22 protein-coding genes and 2 pseudogenes are annotated in these 21,217 nt (G+C 61.0%); 15 read left to right on the top strand and 9 right to left on the bottom strand.

Translation table 11 applies throughout. The features are described from left to right. Positions 1-216 precede the first annotated feature (216 nt). From BCV67_RS20635 to BCV67_RS00320, 4 genes and pseudogenes are all read left to right on the top strand, one after another. Positions 217-399: pseudogene (locus BCV67_RS20635) on the top strand (MFS transporter); the annotation flags it as partial. Beyond that, the gene (locus BCV67_RS00330) at positions 350-712 is read left to right on the top strand and encodes a sensor histidine kinase (RefSeq protein WP_062165846.1); all 363 of its coding nucleotides are present in this window, start codon (positions 350-352) and stop codon (positions 710-712) included. The pseudogene BCV67_RS20635 and the gene BCV67_RS00330, both read left to right, overlap by 50 nt. 49 nt (positions 713-761) lie before the next feature. Beyond that, positions 762-1,667, top strand: coding sequence for a DnaJ C-terminal domain-containing protein (locus BCV67_RS00325; RefSeq protein WP_065867996.1), 906 nt, complete (start codon positions 762-764; stop codon positions 1,665-1,667). Then, positions 1,664-1,966, top strand: coding sequence for a chaperone modulator CbpM (locus BCV67_RS00320; RefSeq protein WP_062165844.1), 303 nt, complete (start codon positions 1,664-1,666; stop codon positions 1,964-1,966). Before BCV67_RS00325 ends, BCV67_RS00320 begins: the two co-directional genes overlap by 4 nt. 26 nt (positions 1,967-1,992) lie before the next feature. On the opposite strand, the gene BCV67_RS00315 is transcribed toward BCV67_RS00320, so the two are convergent. Continuing rightward, positions 1,993-2,214, bottom strand: a complete 222-nt coding sequence (locus BCV67_RS00315; RefSeq protein WP_062165841.1) for a hypothetical protein — start codon at positions 2,212-2,214, stop codon at positions 1,993-1,995. 237 nt (positions 2,215-2,451) lie between these two features. Here BCV67_RS00315 and BCV67_RS00310 point away from each other — a divergent pair, with 237 nt between their 5' ends. The 3 genes and pseudogenes from BCV67_RS00310 (at position 2,452) to BCV67_RS00300 (ending at position 5,201) form a co-directional block, all read left to right on the top strand. Further along, entirely contained in the window at positions 2,452-3,690 is a 1,239-nt protein-coding gene (locus BCV67_RS00310) for an NAD(P)/FAD-dependent oxidoreductase (protein ID WP_428999489.1), read from the top strand. 75 nt (positions 3,691-3,765) lie between these two features. Then, positions 3,766-4,832: pseudogene (moaA, locus tag BCV67_RS00305) on the top strand (GTP 3',8-cyclase MoaA). 27 nt (positions 4,833-4,859) lie between these two features. After that, positions 4,860-5,201, top strand: coding sequence for a hypothetical protein (locus BCV67_RS00300; RefSeq protein WP_062165839.1), 342 nt, complete (start codon positions 4,860-4,862; stop codon positions 5,199-5,201). A gap of 196 nt (positions 5,202-5,397) precedes the next feature. Here the strand turns inward: BCV67_RS00300 and BCV67_RS00295 are convergent, their stop codons facing one another. From BCV67_RS00295 to BCV67_RS00285, 3 genes are all read right to left on the bottom strand, one after another. Then, positions 5,398-6,366: an IS5 family transposase gene (locus BCV67_RS00295; protein ID WP_062171280.1), complete on the bottom strand. Its 969-nt coding sequence runs from the start codon at positions 6,364-6,366 to the stop codon at positions 5,398-5,400. 56 nt (positions 6,367-6,422) lie between these two features. After that, on the bottom strand, positions 6,423-6,629 hold the full coding sequence (locus tag BCV67_RS00290) for a hypothetical protein (RefSeq protein ID WP_156455701.1): 207 nt from the start codon (positions 6,627-6,629) through the stop codon (positions 6,423-6,425). A 186-nt stretch (positions 6,630-6,815) separates the two neighbouring features. Beyond that, positions 6,816-7,670: a hypothetical protein gene (locus tag BCV67_RS00285; RefSeq protein ID WP_062165836.1), complete on the bottom strand. Its 855-nt coding sequence runs from the start codon at positions 7,668-7,670 to the stop codon at positions 6,816-6,818. Between the two features lie 318 nt (positions 7,671-7,988). Here BCV67_RS00285 and BCV67_RS00280 point away from each other — a divergent pair, with 318 nt between their 5' ends. Beyond that, positions 7,989-8,441, top strand: a complete 453-nt coding sequence (locus BCV67_RS00280; protein WP_065867995.1) for a DUF2501 domain-containing protein — start codon at positions 7,989-7,991, stop codon at positions 8,439-8,441. Between the two features lie 144 nt (positions 8,442-8,585). Here BCV67_RS00280 and BCV67_RS00275 read toward each other — a convergent pair whose 3' ends face one another. The 5 genes from BCV67_RS00275 to BCV67_RS00255 form a co-directional block, all read right to left on the bottom strand. Next, positions 8,586-11,024 (bottom strand): membrane-bound PQQ-dependent dehydrogenase, glucose/quinate/shikimate family, encoded by a 2,439-nt coding sequence (locus BCV67_RS00275; protein ID WP_062165832.1) that lies wholly within the window; start codon positions 11,022-11,024, stop codon positions 8,586-8,588. A gap of 280 nt (positions 11,025-11,304) precedes the next feature. Further along, positions 11,305-11,940: an FUSC family protein gene (locus tag BCV67_RS00270; protein WP_062165830.1), complete on the bottom strand. Its 636-nt coding sequence runs from the start codon at positions 11,938-11,940 to the stop codon at positions 11,305-11,307. Continuing rightward, the gene (locus BCV67_RS00265) at positions 11,924-12,460 is read right to left on the bottom strand and encodes a DsbA family protein (protein ID WP_062165828.1); all 537 of its coding nucleotides are present in this window, start codon (positions 12,458-12,460) and stop codon (positions 11,924-11,926) included. The genes BCV67_RS00270 and BCV67_RS00265 overlap by 17 nt, the downstream gene beginning before the upstream one ends. Before the next feature lie 26 nt (positions 12,461-12,486). Then, positions 12,487-12,978 carry a redoxin domain-containing protein gene (locus BCV67_RS00260; RefSeq protein ID WP_062165826.1) on the bottom strand — a complete coding sequence of 164 codons (492 nt, stop codon included), beginning with the start codon at positions 12,976-12,978 and terminating at the stop codon, positions 12,487-12,489. 50 nt (positions 12,979-13,028) lie between these two features. After that, on the bottom strand, positions 13,029-13,424 hold the full coding sequence (locus BCV67_RS00255) for a DoxX family protein (RefSeq protein WP_062165824.1): 396 nt from the start codon (positions 13,422-13,424) through the stop codon (positions 13,029-13,031). Positions 13,425-13,695: 271 nt separating this feature from the next. Here BCV67_RS00255 and clpB point away from each other — a divergent pair, with 271 nt between their 5' ends. From clpB to BCV67_RS00220, 7 genes are all read left to right on the top strand, one after another. Then, a complete protein-coding gene (clpB, locus tag BCV67_RS00250) occupies positions 13,696-16,290 on the top strand; it encodes an ATP-dependent chaperone ClpB (protein WP_062165821.1) in 2,595 nt (864 codons plus the stop codon). 104 nt (positions 16,291-16,394) lie between these two features. Then, positions 16,395-18,305: a molecular chaperone DnaK gene (gene dnaK / locus BCV67_RS00245; RefSeq protein WP_062171279.1), complete on the top strand. Its 1,911-nt coding sequence runs from the start codon at positions 16,395-16,397 to the stop codon at positions 18,303-18,305. A gap of 57 nt (positions 18,306-18,362) precedes the next feature. After that, complete coding sequence (locus BCV67_RS00240) at positions 18,363-19,046, top strand: HAD family hydrolase (RefSeq protein WP_062165819.1); 684 nt, start codon at positions 18,363-18,365, stop codon at positions 19,044-19,046. A gap of 44 nt (positions 19,047-19,090) precedes the next feature. Next, the gene (locus tag BCV67_RS00235) at positions 19,091-19,594 is read left to right on the top strand and encodes a hypothetical protein (protein ID WP_065867994.1); all 504 of its coding nucleotides are present in this window, start codon (positions 19,091-19,093) and stop codon (positions 19,592-19,594) included. A 259-nt stretch (positions 19,595-19,853) separates the two neighbouring features. Further along, positions 19,854-20,501, top strand: coding sequence for a DUF1345 domain-containing protein (locus BCV67_RS00230; RefSeq protein ID WP_062165815.1), 648 nt, complete (start codon positions 19,854-19,856; stop codon positions 20,499-20,501). 29 nt (positions 20,502-20,530) lie between these two features. Further along, on the top strand, positions 20,531-20,740 hold the full coding sequence (locus BCV67_RS00225; protein ID WP_062165813.1) for a DUF2945 domain-containing protein: 210 nt from the start codon (positions 20,531-20,533) through the stop codon (positions 20,738-20,740). Positions 20,741-20,811: 71 nt separating this feature from the next. Beyond that, positions 20,812-21,204: a hypothetical protein gene (locus BCV67_RS00220; protein WP_136004710.1), complete on the top strand. Its 393-nt coding sequence runs from the start codon at positions 20,812-20,814 to the stop codon at positions 21,202-21,204. Positions 21,205-21,217 lie beyond the last annotated feature (13 nt).

The raw sequence follows: 21,217 nt of genomic DNA, 5'->3' as shown, positions 1-21,217 counted from the left end.
GAGCCGGGTGAGGATAGACCTTTCCCGATCGGGTCGTAAACCCTCCCTCTAACAGAGCCGCGGAAGCAGGTTTCGCGATTGGACATTCTGTCCGTCCGGTCCGGACATTATGTCTCTAACGCGGTGGTAGCGTCTTGCGGGCCAACAACATCCTGGCGCGCAGGCCCACTCCATCGTGGGCCAATGTCGATACCAGCAATCTTTGGGAGGAGATGTATGGAGAAGGCAGCCAACAGTGGGGCCACAGTAGGGTTTCTGGACAAGTCCCGCAGTGTTGCGCGACCTGGGTTTAACCGATGGCTGGTTCCGCCTTGTGCGCTGGCGATGCATTTGTGCATCGGCATGGCCTATGGATTCAGTGTCTTCTGGTTGCCTCTGTCCAGTCCAGCAGATTCTGGTCAATCTCATCGTCAATGCCATCCATGCCATGCCCAAAGGCGGGAAATTGGTGCTCCGGACGGTGGATGCAGAGAGCGCCACGGGCGATGCGGGAGTGGCCATTCAGGTGGCGGACACCGGAGCGGGCATTACGGCAGATATGCTCGACCGCATCTTTGACCCCTTCGTTTCGACCAAGCAGCAGGAGGGGACGGGGCTTGGCTTGTCCATCAGTCAGATGCTGGCTGTCAGGCAGGCGGGCACACTCACCGTTACAAGTGGCGTTGGAAAAGGGGCAACCTTTACCCTCTGGCTGCCCGAAAGCGTCCCTTGATCGCCCTCTATCGGGCATCTGAAGTGAACACGTCTGTGGAGATTAGGTTTTGAGCAATCCATACCAAGTGCTTGGCGTCGAGGCCAACGCATCCCTTGATCAGATCAAGAAGGCCTATCGTCGGCTGGCCAGGAAGCTACATCCCGATTTGAATCCCGGCGATAAGGCGGCTGAGGAGACATTCAAGGACGTTAACAATGCCTACCGCTTGCTCAGCGATCCTGAGAAACGAGCGCGATTTGATGCGGGGGAGATCGATGAGACCGGCGCCGAAAGGCCGCGGCATAACTATTACCGTGACTATGCCGATTCCGAGCAGGCGTATGGATACGGTGGTGATGATGCCTATGCGGACTTCATGCAGGGCGATGATCCGTTCGCCGATCTGATGCGGCGAAGCGCACAGGCTCGAGCCAACCGTCCCGGACAGGATCTCCACTATCGCTTGTCCATTGACCTGTCTGAGGCCATCGAGGGCGGAAAGAAGCGTTTGACCTTGCCCACAGGCGACACGTTGGACGTCGTGGTGCCGGCCGGTGTGGTGGACGGGCAGGCCATAAGATTGAGGGGCAAAGGCGCACCGGGCGCTGGCAAAGGCAGGGCGGGCGATGCGCTGATTGAGCTCGAAGTCAGGCCAGATGCTCGCTTCACACGCGATGGTGATGATCTGACCATTGAGATTCCGATATCGCTCAGCGAAGCCGTGCTTGGTGGGAAAGTTCGCGTGCCGACGCCCACTGGCAGGCTCGAGGTGACGGTTCCACCGGGTTCAGACGGCAGTGTGAAGATGCGGTTGAAGGGCCATGGGATGCCAATCCGCGGAGGGGGCAGGGGAGATGAGTTCGTCAAGCTGCGGATCGCACTGCCGAGGCCAGTTGATCCTGCTCTGAAAGACTTTGTAGACGCGTGGGAGGCTGGGCGTTCCTTCGACCCACGCCAGGAGAGCAAGCAATGAACATTGATATCGAGGTGTTCCTATCCAACTCCGGCATCAAGCGTGAAGTCCTGCAACATTGGATTGAGAACGAGTGGGTCACTCCATCAAAGACCGAAGTGGGTGTTCACCTGACAGCGGTGGATGTGGCGCGGGTCTACTTCGTTCGGGATCTTAGTGCGGACTTTGGCGTGAACGATGCGGGTATCGAGGTGGCATTGCATTTGGTCGATCAGATCCACGCGCTGCGCAGGGTGCTCAGGTCGATTCAGCATGAGCTGGGACCATTAGGCGCTTCGAACGAGGATTCCGTGTTCTGAGTCTTCTGACTCCATGGTGTTTATGCCTATCGCTGGAGAATAGCCGGCAGTAGATGGGATTGAACGATGGCTTGCGCCGCCGGACGAGTGAGTTCATCGCCCACAAGGTCGATGTTCTCGGCTGATATCAAGAGCAGGCTACGGATGTCTTGTTCGGACAAGGCGCCTCGCTCTAAGAGTTTTCTGATCAGGTTCTGCAGGATGAGATTGGTCACTGCCACGTCATTGGGAAGCTTTACGTAGTCCATCTAACTGCTCCTGGCGCGGGCGGCAGTCTCATCCTAACGCCTCTAAGCATGGCCCTGGCGGACAGAATGTCTATCTGCCAGTGGACAAGTTGTCTTTGGTTTGCGGTGCATGCAATGCAAGAGACTGAGTTCGTTGGCTCATCTGGTTGGCATGCTTGTTGCTCTGCCAAATGTGCAGTGCAGGCTGGCGTGCAAGGCCATCGCCAGGAGTGCTAACCGATCAGAGAGACCTCGCTAATGCATAGAGTCGTGGTGGTTGGGGGAGGGGCAGGGGGGTTGGAGCTGGCCACCCAGTTGGGCGATCGCTACGGCCGAGATGTGGGCGTTGAAGTAACGCTGGTAGACCCAGAACCTTTCCATGTCTGGAAGCCACTGCTCCATGAAGTCGCTTCGGGGAGCCTGGACCCTTGGGTTCATCAGGTTGACTATGCAGCTCAGGGCTACTGGCATGGTTTCGACTTCGTGCAGGGCGCGATGACGGGGCTGGATCGAAAGAAGCAGCTTGTTAGTGTGGGCCCCGTATTCGATGGCGAAGGGCGAGCGTTGTTCTCAGCTAGGGAACTGCCCTATGACACGTTGATCATGGCCGTAGGCAGCATCACCAACTTCTTCGGCATCCCCGGTGCACATGAGCATACTTTTGCTCTGGACACGGTGCAGGACGCGGAGCGATTTCGGGCCAGTCTGGTATCGGCCTGCATACGCGCTGATAGCGTCCAATCCCCATCCAAACGCCGTGTGCGGATCATGATCGTAGGCGGCGGTGCGACGGGTGTCGAACTGGCTGCAGAGCTGCGACAGACGGCCCGCTTCCTGTCCGTCTATGGGCTGCACCATCTTGATCCCATGCGGGATATCCAGATCTCGACTATTGAGGCTGGGGATCGCATTCTACCTACCCTTCCTGAGCGGGTTTCTGAGGCGGCTGCAGAACTCTTGGAGCGTTATGGCGTCCAACTGATACTACGTGAGCAGGTGAAAGAGGTTACCGCACAAGGTCTGTTTACATCCGAAGTAACGTTTCACGGCGCTGACCTTACAGTGTGGGCTGCAGGCATCAAGGCACTGCCTCTGCTCTCAAAGCTGGACGGACTCATTGTGGGCGAGCGGGGCCAACTGGCGGTGAGGCAGACATTACAAACACTGGACGACGATGCCATCTTCGCTATTGGAGACTGCGCGCAGTGCCATTGGACTGAGCAGGCAGCCTGGGTTCCACCAAGAGCACAAGCGGCCCACCAGCAAGTGGGCTTCCTCCTGCGAGCCCTGCGCGTTCGATTGGCGCATCCCACTGAACGGTTGCCACTGTTCCGGTATAGGGATTTCGGCTCGTTGGTGTCACTTGGAAGACTAGGCGCTATGGGAAACCTGATGGGTGGACTCATCAGTGGTCGACTGTTCGTTGATGGGATAGTGGCCAGGATCATGTATCGCTCTTTGTATCGAATGCACTGCGTGGCCCTGCATGGATGGTGAAGAACCAGTGTTGACATGCTGGCCAACCTACTGCGCAGATCGATATCCACCAAGATCAAGCTGCATTGAGGGCGTATGCGTTCTAGTGTGAAAAGCTATGAAGCCTCGAAGGCTCAAGTCCGATCCGCGTCGACACTGGATGCTCGCGGAAGGCCGTTGCTTGATCTACGAATCTCAGTTATGGATCGCTGCAACTTTCGCTGCATCTATTGCATGCCGGAGAGCACATACGGGGATCAGTATCGCTTCCTCGACAGTGACGAAAGGCTGAGCTTTGCTGAAATAGAGCGGGTCTGTAGGGCTGCAGCGGACCTTGGCGTGAGCAAGCTGCGATTGACGGGGGGGAGCCTTTGTTGAGGCCTGGCCTGCCGGAGCTGGTGGGCAGATTAAAGGCCATTCCGGGAATATCCGACCTTGCCCTCACCACCAACGGGATGTTGCTGGCTCGTCAAGCGGTAGATCTGCGTAAAGCAGGCCTGGATCGGGTGACGGTGAGCCTGGATGCACTGGATCCGACTTTGTTCCATCGAATGAGCGGGGGGCGAGGCTCGGTGGGTGAGGTGCTGGTAGGCGTGCAGGCGGCGGTGCGAGCAGGCTTCCCCGGCGGTATCAAAGTGAACACGGTGGTTCAGCGAGGTGTGAATGAGCACGCCGTGCCAGATCTGGTGAGTTGGTCGCGCGCAACAGGAATCATCGTCAGGTTTATCGAGTACATGGATGTGGGGAGCCACAACCAGTGGCGCTCGGGGCACATTGTCTGCTCAGATGAACTGCTGGCGGTGATCGGCAAGCAATGGCCTTTGGAGCCCATACCAGCGCACTATCCTGGAGAGGTGGCCACGCGCTACAGGTTTCTGGATGGGGCAGGGGAAATAGGCTTGATCTCGTCCATCAGCAAGCCATTTTGCGGCGATTGCTCGCGTGCGCGATTGTCCTCGGATGGCAAGTTCTACACCTGTCTTTTCGCGGTCCAGGGCACAGACCTACGAACCACGTTGCGCGGAGGACAGGGCGATACGATCCTCAGGGAGAAGATGCGCGATATCTGGCAGGCTCGGGCGGATCGATACAGTGAGCAGCGAGGTCAATGGCGTTCGGGCAGGACCAATAAGAAGATCGAGATGCATTACATTGGCGGTTAGTGGATTGGGCTTACTTGAGGAAATCCAATGTTAGTTCGCTACTACATCAATCTGCAGAACCCATCGCTGGCGCGCGGCTTGGATCCGGATTTCAGCTTTAGTGCGAACGGGGCCGAAGAGTTCGCTGCACAGCTTCAAGCCGCATTGAGTCATCCTGACTTCTTCAATCGGTGGCGAAAAACTCAAGTCGATCCCGATCGTATCGACCCTTTGTTGGCCAAGATCGACCCCGATGCGCGCGTGTTCGGTGCGCAGCAGGATCTGAGCATCAATCTTGTTGCAGTGACGTCGATACCTGGCGCGGTGCTGAAGCAGCGCATGGATTTGCTGGCCGGGAGTGCTTGGGCATTGATGGATGTGGCCGGCTAATGAAATGCGCTGACCTGTCACGTCATTGGAAACAATCCTGTTCCAGATAACCCCGACCTAATGGAGCCTAGGGAAGGTCTGATCAAAGCGCTCTGATGCTTGGATTTCAGCGTCAAGGCGCCAAGTCGACCTCGATATGATGGATTTTGCGCCGTTTCTGACGCTTTTCGACGGCTTTCCCCGTCCAACAGACGGATTAACCCGTCGGCAGCAACAGACGTCGCCGCGCCATCCACAGATTCGACAGCGCGAACAGCGTCAACACCTGCGCCGTGTTCTTCGCCAACCCGCGATAGCGCACCTTGGTGTAACCGAACTGCCGCTTCACCACTCGGAACGGATGCTCCACCTTCGCCCGCAGGCTGGCCTTGAAGTGCTCCCAGCGTTCGGCGTATTTGCGATCACGCTTGTTCTTCATCGCACGAAGCTTCGACGGCTTCTCCGCGATCCAGAACGCAGCCTCCACGCCTTGCAGCTCCTCGCGCTTGTCCGCGCCCGTGTAGCCGCTGTCGCCGCAGATTGTGTCTTCCTTGCCGTGCAGCAGCTTGTGCACCTGCGTCACGTCGTTGACGTTCGCCGCCGTGCACTCCACGTGGTGCACCAGGCCCGACTCCTCGTCCACGCCAATGTGCGCCTTCATCCCGAAGTGCCACTGGTTGCCCTTCTTCGTCTGGTGCATCTCCGGGTCGCGCTTGCCGTCCCTGTTCTTGGTAGAGCTCGGTGCCGCAATGATCGTCGCATCGACGATCGTGCCGGCCTTCAAGCTCTGGCCCTTGCGCGCCAGGTGCGCGTTCACGCGCTCCAGGAGCTGCGGCGCCAGATCATGCGTCTCCAGCAGCCGGCGGAAGTTGAGGATCGTGGTTTCGTCCGGGATGTTGTCCAGCCCACTCAGGCGGGCAAAGCGGCGCATCACCGGCATCTCGTACAGCGCCTCTTCCATGCCCAGGTCGCTCAGCGCGTACCACTGCTGCAGAAAGTGGATGCGCAGCATCGTCGCCAGCGCGTACGGCTGCCGGCCACGCTGGCCCATCTTCGGGTAGTGCGGTGCGATCAGCGCCAGCAATGCGTTCCACGGCACAACCTGCTCCATCTCCGCCAGGAAGATCTCGCGTCGCGTCTTCTTCCGCTTGCCCGTGTGTTCCGCGTCCCCGAAGCTCAGCTGCATCGTCGTCATCCGTCGAACCTTGCGCTATTGTCGCCGAGGAATTGTTCAGAGCATCCCTAATGCCGGGTCATGTCGATGGACTGCATGCCGTGCGCGCGGGCGATCACCTCGTCGGCGTCCAGTCCGTGGTGGGCGGCGAAGTCGCGCAGCAGGTGTTCTACCCGTGCGCGCGAATCCACCCGCGTGTCGTCCATGTCGATCAGCAAGGCATCCAACCGCAGCAGCATCATGCAGTCCGGTTTGAACGCGGAGGACGGCTGCATGGTACGCAAGCGGCCGCGTGCCGCTGCGGGCATGGACCGCCTCGGACATCGGCGGCAGGGCTTGTCCCGCTGGATGTCCGACAAGCTGCCACTGCTGCGCTCGAAGAGCGGACATGCCGACACGGGGGCACCCGGCAAGGCCGCGATCAGGACCGACGATGGTGGGCTGGCGACCGCGCGGCAGGCTCAGCGGTACGGTCCCGGCCCGTGCCAGAGGCGTTCGCCCTCGTGGTAGACGTCCATCATGATGATGGCCTTGCGCGCATCGCCGATGTCTTTCAGCTCGGGCGAGTCCGGCGGCAGCAGCCGGCACTTGCTCGAACCGCGGCGCAGGGCGACTTCCAGCGGGCACACCATCTGGTACTCGGTGCCCGGCAACGGGATGAACAGCTCTTTCATGCCCTGCGCCTTCCACGCGCGCAGGCGTTCTTCGCTGAGCAGGTCGTAGTACACCTGATAGCCGCCCACTTCGAGGCTGGAGCCGGAGGCGTTGTTGTTGGTGCGGCCGTTGCCGTGGCTGACCGAGGCGCTGTCGGCCAGGCCGGCGTTTTCGCGGGCGCTGTCCTGTTCGAGCATGCCCGGCGGCCGCCCGGTCCAGGTTTCCGGATGGCGGTCGGCGCTGGGCGGCAGGCTTGCGACGGCCTGTGACGGGGTTTGCGCCGGGGTCTGTGCGGCCTGCGTGGCTTGCCGCACTTCGGGGTGATGCGTCCGCGTGGGTTCGGCATGCGGCGGCGGCGGATGCTCGGCATGCTGCACCAGCGTGGTCTGCACCGGCGTGCTGGCCTTGGCGTGGCGGGCCGAAGGCGATGCGGGCTGCTTGCTCTGCACCGGCTGGGGCGAGGCGTCGCCGACGAAATCCACCTTCATCCGGCTGCCGCCGGCGGCACCGTCGGGGTCGGACACGGTGGGTACCGAAGACGACAACAGCAGAAGCAACAGCAGCAGGTGCAGCAAGGCGCTGACCAAGGCCGCCACCCACGATTGCAGCCGCTCGCTCCGGGTGCGGGCCCGGGGCGAGGTGCGCAGCGATGCGTGGCTCATGCCGGCACGGCTTCTGCGGGGAGGTGAGCCTTCATGTGGAACGTGCGCAGCGCGGCCGACGGGGTGGCGACATCGTACGGCAGGCGCGTCGGTGCCGGTTGCCGGCAGTGGCAAGATCGACGCGATTTTCCGCAGGCGCTAAGGCGCGGTTTACATGCCCGGGTCACGCCGTGACCGGCATGGCGGGCATGTCGGCCGTGCGCAGCATCTTCTCCCCGCATGCCGCCGCCCGCCTCGACAGGCCACCGGTGATGGTGCGGCTATGATCGGCCCTGCATCGGGCCGTCCGGCCCGCCACGTCAACGGGAGAATCACTCCATGAACCTGCGTCGTTTCGTCATCGCCGTCGGCCTGCTGGCCGTGGCCGGGTCGGCCTCGGCCGTGGACCTCAAGAGCCTGAAGAAGTCGCTGGGCGGCAGCGAGTCGTCCGCGCAATCGAGCGAGGGCGTGTCGTCGCTGGGGGGACTGGGCGGGTTGGCCTTGCCGGGCATCAGCGGCAAGACCGCGGGCAACGCGGCCGGCGTGCTGGAGTACTGCGTGAAGCGCAAATACCTGAGCGGCAACGCGGTGGCCTCGGTGAAGGACAAGCTGCTGTCCAGATACGGGCTGGGCACCGAGAAGAAGGCGCAGCAGGACAGCGGCTACAAGAGTGGCCTGCAGGGCATCCTGCAGGGCGACGGCGGGCAGTCCTTCAACTTGGATGCGGTCTCGGACAAGCTCAAGGACAAGGGCTGCGATTACGTGCTCGACAACGCCGGCAAGCTGATCTGAAGGCTGGCGCCGGCATCGGCCGCAGTGCTGTTTTCCCGGATGAAGAAAAGGCCCGGCAATTGCCGGGCCTTTCCGTTTGCACCGCCGCCGCGATGGGCGGCGGCGTGATCGGCCGGACGGCATCGGCCGCCCGGCCGGTGCGGCTTACTTCTTCGTCATGCTGTCCGGCAGCGCATAGGCGATCACGTAGTCGCCCACGTCCGGCGAATGGCTGGTGCCGCCGGCGGAGATCACCACGTACTGCTTGCCGGTCTTCGGCGAGACGTATACCAGTGGCGCGGCCACGGCGCCCACGGGCAGGCGGGCCTTCCACACTTCCTTGCCGGTGGCCGCGTCCAGCGCGCGCAGGTAGTAGTCCTGCGTGCCGGCGAAGAACACCAGGCCCGAAGCGGTGGAGGTGGGGCCGCCCAGGGTCGGCATGCCGATCGGCATCGACAGGTGGGTCTTGATGCCCAGCGGGCCGGTGTCTTTCACGGTGCCCAGCGGCACCTGCCACACCAGCTTCTTGGTGGTCAGGTCGATGGCGCTCATCGTGCCGAACGGCGGGTCCACGCAGGGCACGCCCAGCGGCGACTGCAGGATGTCGATCTTCACGCCGCCGTAGGGGCCGGCCAGCTGCGGACGGATGGTGCCCATGAAGCCGGGCACTTCGTCGGTGGACACCTTGAACTTCTTGGCGTCCTCGCGGGTGATCAGCTGCATCCGCAGCGCCATGCGCATGTCGTTGACGAACATCAGGTTGCGCGATTCGTCGATCGAGATGCCGCCCCAGTTCATGCCGCCCAGCAGGCTGGGCCACTCGATGTAGGGCTTCTCGCTGGGCGGGGTGAAGGCGCCCTGGTAGTTGGAGTCCTTGAACTTGATGCGGCAGTACAGCTGGTCGAACGGGCTGATGCCCCACATCGAGCGCTCGGTGAGGGTATCGGCGCCGATGATCGGCATGCCCACCGAGAACGGCTGGGTCGGCGACAGGGTGTCGCCCTGCGCGTGCGGGGTGGTCGGGACCGGGCGTTCTTCCACCGGCGTGACGAACTCGCCGGTGCGGCGGTCGATCACGAAGATGTGGCCGGTCTTGGTGGTCTGGATCAGCGCCGGCACCTTGCGGCCCTGCGCATCGGTCACGTCATGCAGCACCGGCTGCGAGGGCAGGTCGTAATCCCACACGTCGTGGTGGATCAGCTGGCGCACCCAGCGCACCTTGCCGGTGGAAGCATCCAGCGCGATCACCGCCGAGCCGTTCTTCTCCTTGGCCGGGTTGCGGCTGCCACCCCAGTAATCGGGCGGGCCGTTGCCGGTGGGCAGGTAGACCAGGTTCAGCTCGTGGTCGTAGGTCGGGATGGTCCACACGTTCGGCGTGGCCAGCGTGTAGTCCTCGCCGGGCTTGGCCAGCTCGTCGGGCTTGCCCACGTCCCAGGCCCAGGCTTCCGAGCCGTCGCGCACGTCGTAGGCGCGCACCACGCCGGAAGGCTCGCCTTCCATGATGTCGCGCACCCAGCCGCCGATCACGGCCAGGTGGCCCATCACCACCGGGATCGAGGTCGGGTGGTAGCGCTTGCTGTTTTCCACCGGGCCCATGTGCGGCTTCAGGTCCACGACGCCGTTCTGGCCGAAGCCCGGGCACTGTGCGCCGGTGGCGGCATCCAGCGCGAACAGGCGCGCATCGACGGTGGATACCAGGATGCGGCGGCGGCAGGTCTGCCCGGTGTACGCGGCCTTCTGCGCGGCGTCGAGGCTGGCGTCCTTGTCGATGTCGTAATAGCCCACGCCGCGGCAGGTCACGTGCTCGGCGGTGTGCGCCTTGGGATCGAACTTCCAGATCGCCTTGCCGGTATCGGCGTCGATCGCGGTCACCAGGTTCTCGGGCGTGCACGAATACAGCGAGGTGCCGATCTGCAGCGGGGTGTTTTCGTCCACGCCCGCCGCCGCGCCCGGTTCGGACACGGTGCGGCGGCCGGTTCGATAGGTCCACGCCACCTGCAGCTGGTTGACGTTGGCCGGGGTGATCTGCTCGAACGGCGCAAAGCGCGTGCCGGCGGCATTGCGGCCGAAGAACTCCCAGTCACCCGGGTTGGCCGCAGAGGCCTTGGCGGCGGCCGGATCGGCGGTGATGGCCGCCGGGTTGGAGATCGTGCCGTGCGGGAAGAATGCGGCCACCAGCGTGGCCAGCAGCGCGACGAAGGTGGCCAGCGCACCGCTGTTGCCCAGCCGGCGGGTGATGGCCGACACGCCCGGATAAGCGGCGCCGGACCACAAGGTCATCATCAGCACCAGCGCCGGGAACACCAGTCGCGGCAGCAGCTCCCAGTAGCCGAAGCGCGGCGTGTCCAGCAGCGCCCACACGGCGGTGGCAACGAACACCAGCAGCGAGAACGCGGCCGTGTGGCGATGGCGCAGCAGCACCAGCACGCCCAGCACCAGGTAGGCCAGGCCGGCGATCAGGTAATAGGCGGAGCCGCCCAGCTTGAGCAGCGATATGCCGCCATAAGCCAGCGCCACGCCGGTGGCGAGGACGATGAGGGCGAGCAACAGCCGGGGGATGGCGCGCAAGGCGGATCCCTGTCCCGGCAAGGGAGTGTCGACCATGAGGTTTCTCCGTGATCAGGTCAGTGAAAGGTGGGGGAGGCCACGCGGCGGCGGTGCAGCCCGTCGCGATCCGCGTGGTGGTGACCAGCGCGTCATCCGGAACCGTGCATGCATCCGGCATGAAGGTTCCCGATCGGGCGATGGTTGCCGAACGGACACGATGCCGTCCAGACGTGCGGTGGTGAATGGATTTGCTTGCGTGATTGAACCATGTGCAGCGTGAAACCGGTCATCCGGCATGAAAGCGCGGCCGAATGTGGCGGCGCGTGAAGGCCGCCGCTCAGGCGGGGACCGCGATTTCCGCCGCTTCGGCCTCGCCGGCGGCGAAGAAATGGCGCAGCCCGATCAGGCCGAGCAGGCCCTCGTCGCGGCCGGTGCCGGGCGGCAGCGTGCGCACGCGCGCCAGCGATGCGTCGATCGCCTCGCGCAGCGCGGCCGGCGCCGCCAGCTTGCGGCCATGCGCGGCCTGTTCGCGGTAATGCCGGCAGACCGCATCGAGCAGGCGGTCCAGCGCGGCGGCATTGGTTTCGGGCAGCACCCGGCGCGCGCGGCGCAATTCGATCACGTTGAGGCCGGCGCGGATTTCGTCGAGCAGGTCGACCGTGGCCAAGTGGCTGTCGCTGGATACGGCGGCCATGCGCGGGGCGAGCTGGCCGAGCAGGTCGATCATGCGTGCGGTGAACACGTCCCGGTCCAGCACGCCGTGCCCGGCCGCCGCCTCGGCGATCACCGTCCACGCCCGGCGCACCAGCCGGCGCGCGCTCAGTTCGGCACCGACCGAGCGGAACAGCCGGGTCATCACGATGAAGAAGCCCACCCCCAGCACGATGGACACGCTGGAATTGACGAAGGACTGGAAATCGCCGGTGTAGGTGCTGCGCAGGTTGAGCAGGGTGGCCCTAGCGCTGTATGCCATCGAGGATCGCGTGGATGGGGCCGGCCAGATCCTCTACTCCGTCTTGTATGGGACATAGCTGGCCATTGATGAAGAAGCTCGGCGTGCCGTTAACGCCACTTCGCAAACCGCCGTTGAGATCGGCTTGAATGCGGCTGGCGAGTTGTCCGGCTTCGAGCGCTTCCTGCAGGCCTTCTATATCCAGTGCGAGTTCGCGCGCCAGTTCGACATAGAACGCAGGGCCTAAACGGTCCTGGTTCTCGTAAAGGGCATCGTGTGCTTCCCAGAACTTGCCATGGGTGGCTGCATACTCAGCAAAGACGGCTGCGGGCAGGGCTTGTGGGTGGTCATCGCTCAGAGGGAAGTTGCGGAATACGAAACACAGGCTTGCGCCGAACTGTGCCTGTAGTTCTTTGATTCCTTCATAGGCTTCGCCGCAGTACGGGCATTGATAATCGCCGTATTCGACCAGGATGACGGGTGCGTCGAGGGGGCCCTGCGCGTGATCGCGAGTGTTTACAGGAATGCGAAGCGTGGACATGGCGGATATCCTGTTCTGGGATGAGGTCAGGAGTGTTTGAGAGATTCGAGCGCGTCCAATACGCCGTCAACGCCAGGGTTGATGGCCGTTGGCGAAAGGTAGCTCCAGGTAATGCGACCTTGTGCATCGATGACGAACAGGGCTCTCTTGCAATAGCCATTTTCGGCGTCATATGCGCCATAGAGCGCCGACACAGAGCCTTTGGGATGGAAGTCCGAGAGTAGATCGAAACGTAGCTTGTGCGCGGCGGCGAAGGCTTGGTGGCACCATGCGCTGTCTACAGAGATTCCAAGCGTTGTGGTGCCACTTTCCGAGATGAGCGAAAGGGCCTGGTTGAAGAGTGTAAGCTCATCCGAGCAGACTTCGCTCCAGTCGGCGGGATAGAACACCAACACGACGGGCCTTCCCCGTAGCTCATGGAGCGATAATTTCTGGTCGGGCGTGGCATTGAGCGTGAAGTCCGGCGCCAGGGTGTTGGGCGATAGGATGGCATCTGATCCAGGAGTTGGGGCGGACATGGCTTCCTCGATAGATTCAGTATTCTTGTTGAGCTATTCTTGCTGAGCTATCAGCGCAGGTGGGCGAAGACACCTGTTGGAGTTCCACCGAATAGTGAGAGCGAGCCTGGCCCCACTGCGGCGAGCAGGAAGAAACCACCTGCCATGCCCACATGAGCCAATAGTTGGTTCACATCGCCCCTGTGGGCCGCATAGCCCGTCAGCAGGCACCACACGCCTAGCAGGACGCCTACCGTGCGAACGGGATAGCCAATGCACACGGCTATTCCACCAACAAGTTCGCAAACACCCACCAGGTAGGCCAGCACCCTGGCGTCGGGCAAGCCCATGCCGGCAAGGACGGGCACGAGCTTAGCCTCACCCCCATGAAGTTTCATGACGCCCCAGATGATGAAAGGCACGCCCAAGAACAGCCGAGCCACAAGCAACGCTATTGCGTTCATCATATATACCTCCCCGTGTGCCGCCGCTCCCGTGCGTCGCGACCGCCGCGCGCATTGCAGGGCTTACCCGGGCCAATTCTACGCCTCCGGTAGGTGAGTGAGAACCCTTCCCTCACGCGGATTGAACGCGGACATTCTGTCTGATAATTTGGACAACTTGTCCAGCATTGTGCGGTTCAAATACTGATAAGTTTGGCCCCCGCGACGGCATTTCGATCCGGCATGAGTCGGCTGGATTGATGTCCGCCGATTTGATGCGCTGTAGGGAGAGCAGATGCGTCTTGAGAAGCTAACTTCGCGTTTGCATCAGGCATTGGTCGAGGCGCAGGCATTGGCTGCTCGCCACGACAACACGCTGATCGAGCCTGTGCACCTGCTTAAAGCCCTTGTGGATCAGAGCGGAGGCACGACGCGGCCCCTGCTGCTCAGGTCCGGCGTGAATGTTTCCCATCTGGATGAGCAACTTGACGCAGGGATAGATAGGTTCGCGCGCGTTAACGGGCAATCAAACGTCTCCATCGGCAATGACCTTGCGCGTCTTCTCAACGTGGCGGACAAACTGTCCCAACACAGTGGCGATACCTATGTCGCCAGCGAATGGTTCCTACTGGCGGCGGTAGAGGACACCGGAGAGGCGGGGCGGACACTTCGACACGCAGGTGCGAACAAAGAAAGGTTGCTGGCCGCGATACAACAACTGCGGGGAGGAGACAAAGTGGATTCCGAGCACGCCGAGGACCAGCGAGAGGCGCTGGACAAATACACCATCGATCTGACCAAGCGGGCCGAAGAGGGCAAGCTGGATCCTGTTATCGGTCGCGATGAGGAGATTCGGCGCACCATCCAGGTCCTCCAGCGCCGCACAAAGAACAATCCGGTCTTGATTGGTGAGCCTGGGGTCGGCAAAACGGCGATCGTGGAGGGTCTGGCTCAGCGTATCGTCAACGGGGAGGTGCCCGAAGGCTTGAAGAACCGTCGGGTGCTGTCGCTGGACATGGGGGCGTTGATTGCCGGAGCGAAGTTTCGCGGTGAGTTCGAGGAGCGGCTCAAGGCCGTTCTCAACGATCTGTCCAAGACCGATGGGCAGGTCATTCTGTTCATCGACGAACTGCACACGATGGTGGGCGCTGGCAAGGCTGAAGGCTCCATGGATGCGGGCAACATGCTCAAGCCGGCGCTGGCGCGTGGTGAGCTTCATTGCATCGGTGCTACGACGCTGGATGAGTATCGGAAGTATGTCGAGAAGGACCCCGCGCTCGAGCGCCGTTTCCAGAAGGTGTTCGTGGGTGAGCCGTCCGTGGAAGACACCATCGCCATCCTGCGGGGTCTGAAGGAGAAATACGCCGTCCACCACGGCGTGGAGATCACTGATCCGGCCATTGTGGCCGCAGCCACCCTCTCGCACCGCTACATTGCTGATAGGCAGTTGCCGGACAAGGCGATTGACCTCATGGACGAAGCGGCCTCGCGCATTCGCATGGAGATCGACTCCAAGCCAGAAGAGTTGGATCGCAAGGAGCGTCGTCTGATTCAGCTCAAGATCCAGAGGGAAATGCTCAAGAAGGAAAAGGATGCCGAGTCCAAGAAGCGCCTGGCGGACCTGGACGCCGACATCGCTTCGCTTGAACGCGAATTTTCGGATCTGGATGAGGTCTGGAAGTCAGAGAAAGCGGCCTTGCAGGGGGCCACCAAGGTCAAGGAACAGATCGAAAAAGCCAAGCTGGAATTGGAAGCCGCGCAACGCCACCAGGACTATGCTCGGATGAGCGAGATCCAGTATGGACAACTGCCTGAGTTGGAGAAGCAACTCCGCGCAGCGCAGGAGGTTGAGCAGAAGGACTTCAAGCTGGTCCAGGATCGGGTCACCGCTGAGGAGATTGCTGAGGTGGTCTCACGCTGGACCGGCATTCCGGTGGCCAAGATGCTTGAAGGCGAGCGCGAGAAGCTCTTGCAGATGGAGCAGTCTTTGGGCAAACGCGTCATCGGTCAGGAGGAAGCCATCAAGGTGGTGTCCGATGCGGTGCGTCGCTCGCGCTCGGGCCTTAGCGATCCCAATCGTCCCAGCGGTTCGTTCCTGTTCCTGGGTCCCACGGGCGTGGGTAAGACCGAACTTTGCAAGGCGTTGGCCGAGTTCCTGTTCGACAGTAGCGAGGCCATGATCCGCATCGATATGAGCGAGTTCATGGAGAAGCACAGTGTCGCCCGACTCATTGGCGCACCACCTGGCTATGTCGGCTACGAGGAAGGTGGCTACCTGACCGAGGCCGTGCGTCGTCGTCCCTACTCGCTGATCCTGCTCGATGAGGTGGAGAAAGCCCACGCCGATGTGTTCAATATCCTATTGCAGGTATTGGACGATGGCCGGCTCACCGATGGCCAAGGCCGCACGGTGGACTTCCGAAACACCGTCATCGTCATGACCTCCAACTTGGGGTCCAGCCTGATCCAGGACATGTCCGATGCAAGCGGGGCTGCGGACAGTGCCGAGAGCTACACGCAGATGAAAGCGGCGGTCATGGGTGTGGTCCAAGCCCATTTCCGGCCTGAATTTATCAATCGGCTCGATGACATCGTGGTCTTCCATCCCTTGGACAAGGCACAGATCCGGGAGATCGCGCGCATCCAGACTCGTTACCTGGCCAAACGCCTGGAAGAGCGCCAGATTCACCTGGAGCTGGACGACTCGGCGTTGAACCTGCTGGGCAACATCGGCTTTGACCCGATCTACGGGGCCAGGCCCCTAAAGCGCACCATCCAGACCCAGTTGGAGAATCCCTTGGCCAAACAGATCCTGTCGGGAGACTTCACGCCGGGGGACACGGTGAAGGTCTTCGCGCAGGACGGAAGATTGGGCTTCAAACGAAACTAGGTAAGCGTAGTTCGTCCTGCATTGATGGTTAGTGCCTTGGATCGCACAAGTGGTTTGGGTCCGGGCGCATTGCTTCTACTTCTCAACCGAAAAAGGTGATCAAGATGGGCAAGATTATCGGCATTGACCTGGGCACCACCAACTCATGCGTGGCCATCATTGAGGGCGGAAAGGCCCGCGTCCTGGAGAATTCCGAGGGCGATCGCACCACGCCCTCCATCGTGGCCTATACCAAGGATGGCGAGGTGTTGGTGGGCGCTGCGGCCAAGCGGCAGGCAGTGACCAACCCCAAAAATACATTCTATGCCGTCAAGCGACTGATCGGCAGAAAGTTCAAGGATGCAGAGGTGCAGAAGGACATCGGCTTGGTGTCCTACAGCATCGTCGAGCACGAGAACGGCGATGCCTGGGTTGCCACCTCCGAGGGCAAGAAGATGGCACCCCAAGAGGTGTCAGCCCGCGTGCTGGAGAAGATGAAGAAGACCGCCGAGGCCTTCTTGGGGGAGACCATCAACGAAGCCGTCATCACGGTGCCGGCCTATTTCAACGACAGCCAGCGTCAAGCCACCAAGGACGCGGGCAAGATCGCGGGGCTCGACGTCAAGCGCATTATCAATGAGCCTACCGCGGCCGCCTTGGCATATGGACTGGACAAGGAAGGCGGCGATAGGAAGATCGTGGTCTACGATTTGGGTGGCGGCACGTTTGACGTATCCATCATCGAGATCGCCAATGTCGATGGTGAAAAGCAGTTTGAAGTGCTGGCCACCAATGGCGATACGTTCTTGGGTGGTGAGGACTTCGACAAACGCGTCATCGACTACCTGATCGATGAGTTTCAGAAGGATCAGGGCATCGATCTGCGTAAAGACCCCATGGCCCTCCAACGGCTCAAGGACGCCGGCGAGCGCGCCAAGATTGAGCTCTCTTCGGCCCAGCAGACTGAGGTCAATCTGCCGTATGTCACGGCTGACGCCTCAGGCCCTAAACATCTGAGCGTCAAGCTGACGCGAGCCAAGCTCGAGGCACTGGTGGAGGATCTGGTCAAGAAGACTATCGAACCGTGCCGCATCGCGCTCAAGGATGCCGGCATCAAGACCAGCGAGATCACCGAGGTGATCCTGGTGGGCGGTCAGACACGCATGCCCAAGGTGCAGCAGGCTGTGTCCGACTTCTTTGGCAAGCAGCCGCGCAAGGACGTCAACCCCGATGAGGCCGTGGCACTGGGTGCCGCAATCCAAGGCGGCGTGCTGGCCGGTGACGTCAAGGATGTGTTGTTGCTGGACGTGACGCCGCTGAGCCTGGGCATCGAGACCATGGGCGGTGTGATGACCAAGATCATCGAAAAGAACACCACAATCCCGGCCAAGGCGTCGCAGACGTTCAGCACCGCCGAAGACAACCAGCCGGCGGTGACGGTGCACGTGTTGCAAGGCGAGCGAGAGCAGGCGCAGTTCAACAAGTCTCTGGCCAAGTTCGACCTCACCGGCATCGAGCCCGCACCACGCGGTGCGCCCCAGATTGAAGTGTCCTTCAACATTGATGCCAACGGCATCCTGCATGTCTCGGCCAAGGACAACAAGACGGGCAAACAGCAGCAAGTGGAGATCAAGGCCGGCTCGGGCCTGTCAGAGGCCGAGATCAAGCGGATGGTGGAGGATGCGGAGAAGCACCGGGACGATGACAAGAAGTTCCAGGAACTGGTAGGGGTGCGCAATCAGGCCGATGCGTTGATCTATACCGTGCGCAACGCGGTCAACGAGCATGGAAGCAAGGTCGGTGGCGGCGTGATCGGCGAGGTAGAAGCGGCCCTGGCCGACCTCCAAACCGCCATGAAGGGGGATGATCAGGCCCAGATCCAGGCCAAGACGCAAGGCCTCGAGCGCATCGCGCAGCCATTGATGGAGGCGGCAAGCGGCGCACATACCCAAGAGGCTGGCGGCAGCGGCGAGGGCGCACACGATCCCAACGTAGTCGACGCCGAGTTTACCGAGGTCAAGGATGACAAGGAGTAGCCGCCCCACGTTGGGCACCGTCTGAGACCAACCCGTCCTACCTGGGAAACCACCGCCATGCCGCGAGCCTCAACCGCATTCCTCTTCGATCTCGATGGAACCCTGATCGATAGCGTCTATCAGCATGTGCTGGCATGGAAGGAGGCGCTGGATCGGGAGGGCGTTGATCTGCCGGTGTGGAAGATACATCGCAAGATCGGGATGAGCGGCGGCCTATTCACCCATATCCTGCTGCGCGAGACGGGCTTGGATATCACGCAGGAGCGTCTAGCCAGGCTTCGGCAGTATCACGCCGAAGCCTATGGGCGATTCTCCCGGGAGGGCTCAGTGCACCCTCTTCCCGGGGCGCGCGAGCTGCTGGACTTCCTCAGTGGCGCATCCATTCTGTGGGCGATCGCGACCAGTGGCCGCATGGAGACGGCGGGACCCAACATCGCGGCGTTGGGCGTGGACCCAGCTCAGGTGCCCGTCATCACCCGGGACCTCGTCCGGCATGCCAAACCAGATCCGGATCTCTTCATTGCCGCGGCGGAGCGGCTCGGGGTAGACATCACGCAGTGCCTGGTCATCGGCGACAGCATCTGGGACATGCTCGCGGCCCAACGGGCTAGATCGTTGGGCGTTGGCGTGCTCTCGGGTGGGTATGGGCAAGAAGAGCTCGAGCGTGCGGGTGCCTTTCGTGTTTACGAGGATCCGGCGGATCTGTTGCGGCACATCGATGAGGTTGCGGCGCGCAGCTAGCCTGTCTGCGATCCAGCCGCCACTGTCCAGAAGGAATGTTTGGCATGAATACAGAGAAAGTTCCGCCTGAGGACTCGGAAGCGCTGAGTGTCAGCTCACCTTCCCCTGGCGGTGTTCATTCATCGGAGGAGTTTGATGGCATTCCCGATGAGTTCGAAAAGCAGCCAGATTCTTACGTCAAACAAGTGCCAGATTCCAAGCACGATGCTCATCACTTCTCGCTATTGGCGCGCCTGTTTGGTATCAAATCGACGTGGGACCTGGCCTGGTTGAGTATTGCGATCGTGGCAATCATTATCGGTATCGTGCTTGCGCTGTCCGACTTGATTCCGGGGCAGGATCCATCTGCGCAGATGAACGCGCTCCTGCTCGGGTTACTCGCTGCCGGCTGGGCAACGTCCATGTGTTCTGAGATAAAAACACGCTGGTGGGGAACTGGATTTTCGGTGGCAGGAATTGCTATTTGGGCGATGGATGTCGTCTACGGTGCGGACGGAGACATTGGCGCGCTTTGGGACGTGTTCTGCAGGGGGGCAGGTTGCCGATGAGCCTTCGCATACTGGCAGCCATAGAGAACAAGCCATACATATCCGAGCAGCATCAACACGCCCCCACTGATGGCCGCCCGCTCTTTCCATGTAAGCGCTAACAGGCTATTGGATTTCATGTTCTTCACCTTCGAATGGGGGTATACCCATAACGCAGGTGCTCGTTTTGTCAACTGCGTCTGCCGTCGATGATTGGGCGCGGCCGATAGCGATCTCAATCTGGGCAAAACCTCGTTTGGTTGGCCAGTAAAGGTGAGTGATGATCAAGCTGTCGCATGCCCGAGCTAGCTTCTACCTCGCCGCCGTTGCTGGTCTTCTGGCATGGGGTTGGGCCCTTTACGCCGTGCCCTACCTGGCGTTGGTGGTGGGCGTGGATGTGTTCTTCATCGCCTATCTGGTGCGCACCCTCGCTGCGGTGCCTTCCTTTGATGCCCAACGGATGAGAGAAAATGCTGGGCACCGAGATGAGCCGTTATGGTTGGTCTTGATCATCACCCTGGCTGCGGCAGCGCTGGCCGTGATCCTGGTGATAACCGTGAGTGGACAGAAGGATCGCGATGCCATCGCCTTGGTGATGACGTTGGCGTCATTGCCGCTGGCATGGGCCACGATCCACGCGATGATGGCCTGGCACTACGCTCACATGTATTGGCGAAAAGCGGACAAGGAAGAGGCCGATAGCGCGGATGGCTACCACGGCGGCCTGATATTCCCCGGCGGAAAGCCTCCTGGCGCCAGGGATTTTCTCTACTTCTCATTCATCATTGGCGTCGCGGCGCAGACGGCGGATGTTTCCATTTCGTCTTCGCGCATCCGAGCGGTCAGTTTGCTGCATTCGTTGGTTGCTTTTACATTCAATACGGTGCTCCTGGCAGCCGTCGTCAATGTCGTGGTTTCGCTGGCTTAGCTTGCAAAGTGTGTAGGAGGGACAAGGGAGTGACCAGGAAATTCAAAGTGGGTGATCATGTGTGCTGGAACTCAGAGGCGGGCAAGGTATCTGGCACGATCATTGCCGTGCATACCGAAGATTTCGTCTACAAGAACTACACGCACCACGCATCAAAGGACGATCCGCAATACGAGATCAAGAGCGACAAGACTGACCATATTGCCGCCCACAAAGGTGGCGCGCTTGAGTATGTATAGATCTTTCAGGGCGGTTCTAATCGTGCGTTAGGATGTGATCTGCTTTGTGTGTTTTGGTGAGGAGAAGAGCGATGACTGCCGTTTCTTATGAAAAGCTAACCCATGATATGCGTGCGAATGCACAGCAGTTGGTGAGTGGCATTGGCATCATCCCGCGGGCCGAAGATCGACCGTTGGAGTCGGATGATCTGATCTTCTACCTCACTGAGACCTCAATGCCCATGGCGGCGGCGATGCGCGAACATGGCTTGTTCATTGATTCTGGTGGCTTGAACTTTGATATCAGCCAGTTCAGTGTTATCCGTCGTCTTGCCAATAGTGTGATCGACGAATACAAGATCGGCGACCGCAATGGCATATGGAAGCAGCTGGATCTATCTACTGATGAGGATGTGGACTACAACGGTGGCTATGTGCTCACTGCGCTCGAAGCGCTGGAGTTGCTTTACGCTCCACCCGTCTAGCAAGAGATAACCT

The sequence above is a fragment of the Stenotrophomonas nitritireducens genome, assembly GCF_001700965.1.
GTDB lineage: Bacteria > Pseudomonadota > Gammaproteobacteria > Xanthomonadales > Xanthomonadaceae > Stenotrophomonas > Stenotrophomonas nitritireducens_A.
The sequence above is the reverse complement of the archived record's forward strand: the minus strand, read 5'-3'. Positions and strand labels throughout refer to the sequence as shown.

Excerpts from the sequence above, each read along its gene's own strand:
- BCV67_RS00330 (WP_062165846.1), top strand. The coding sequence starts at position 350 with ATGGATTCAGTGTCTTCTGGTTGCCTCTGTCCAGTCCAGCAGATTCTG.
- BCV67_RS00320 (WP_062165844.1), top strand. The coding sequence starts at position 1,664 with ATGAACATTGATATCGAGGTGTTCCTATCCAACTCCGGCATCAAGCGT.
- BCV67_RS00315 (WP_062165841.1), bottom strand. The coding sequence starts at position 2,214 with ATGGACTACGTAAAGCTTCCCAATGACGTGGCAGTGACCAATCTCATC.
- BCV67_RS00310 (WP_428999489.1), top strand. The coding sequence starts at position 2,452 with ATGCATAGAGTCGTGGTGGTTGGGGGAGGGGCAGGGGGGTTGGAGCTG.
- BCV67_RS00300 (WP_062165839.1), top strand. The coding sequence starts at position 4,860 with ATGTTAGTTCGCTACTACATCAATCTGCAGAACCCATCGCTGGCGCGC.
- BCV67_RS00295 (WP_062171280.1), bottom strand. The coding sequence starts at position 6,366 with ATGCAGCTGAGCTTCGGGGACGCGGAACACACGGGCAAGCGGAAGAAG.
- BCV67_RS00290 (WP_156455701.1), bottom strand. The coding sequence starts at position 6,629 with ATGCAGCCGTCCTCCGCGTTCAAACCGGACTGCATGATGCTGCTGCGG.
- BCV67_RS00285 (WP_062165836.1), bottom strand. The coding sequence starts at position 7,670 with ATGAGCCACGCATCGCTGCGCACCTCGCCCCGGGCCCGCACCCGGAGC.
- BCV67_RS00280 (WP_065867995.1), top strand. The coding sequence starts at position 7,989 with ATGAACCTGCGTCGTTTCGTCATCGCCGTCGGCCTGCTGGCCGTGGCC.
- BCV67_RS00275 (WP_062165832.1), bottom strand. The coding sequence starts at position 11,024 with ATGGTCGACACTCCCTTGCCGGGACAGGGATCCGCCTTGCGCGCCATC.
- BCV67_RS00270 (WP_062165830.1), bottom strand. The coding sequence starts at position 11,940 with ATGGCATACAGCGCTAGGGCCACCCTGCTCAACCTGCGCAGCACCTAC.
- BCV67_RS00265 (WP_062165828.1), bottom strand. The coding sequence starts at position 12,460 with ATGTCCACGCTTCGCATTCCTGTAAACACTCGCGATCACGCGCAGGGC.
- BCV67_RS00260 (WP_062165826.1), bottom strand. The coding sequence starts at position 12,978 with ATGTCCGCCCCAACTCCTGGATCAGATGCCATCCTATCGCCCAACACC.
- BCV67_RS00255 (WP_062165824.1), bottom strand. The coding sequence starts at position 13,424 with ATGATGAACGCAATAGCGTTGCTTGTGGCTCGGCTGTTCTTGGGCGTG.
- clpB (WP_062165821.1), top strand. The coding sequence starts at position 13,696 with ATGCGTCTTGAGAAGCTAACTTCGCGTTTGCATCAGGCATTGGTCGAG.
- dnaK (WP_062171279.1), top strand. The coding sequence starts at position 16,395 with ATGGGCAAGATTATCGGCATTGACCTGGGCACCACCAACTCATGCGTG.
- BCV67_RS00240 (WP_062165819.1), top strand. The coding sequence starts at position 18,363 with ATGCCGCGAGCCTCAACCGCATTCCTCTTCGATCTCGATGGAACCCTG.
- BCV67_RS00235 (WP_065867994.1), top strand. The coding sequence starts at position 19,091 with ATGAATACAGAGAAAGTTCCGCCTGAGGACTCGGAAGCGCTGAGTGTC.
- BCV67_RS00230 (WP_062165815.1), top strand. The coding sequence starts at position 19,854 with ATGATCAAGCTGTCGCATGCCCGAGCTAGCTTCTACCTCGCCGCCGTT.
- BCV67_RS00220 (WP_136004710.1), top strand. The coding sequence starts at position 20,812 with ATGACTGCCGTTTCTTATGAAAAGCTAACCCATGATATGCGTGCGAAT.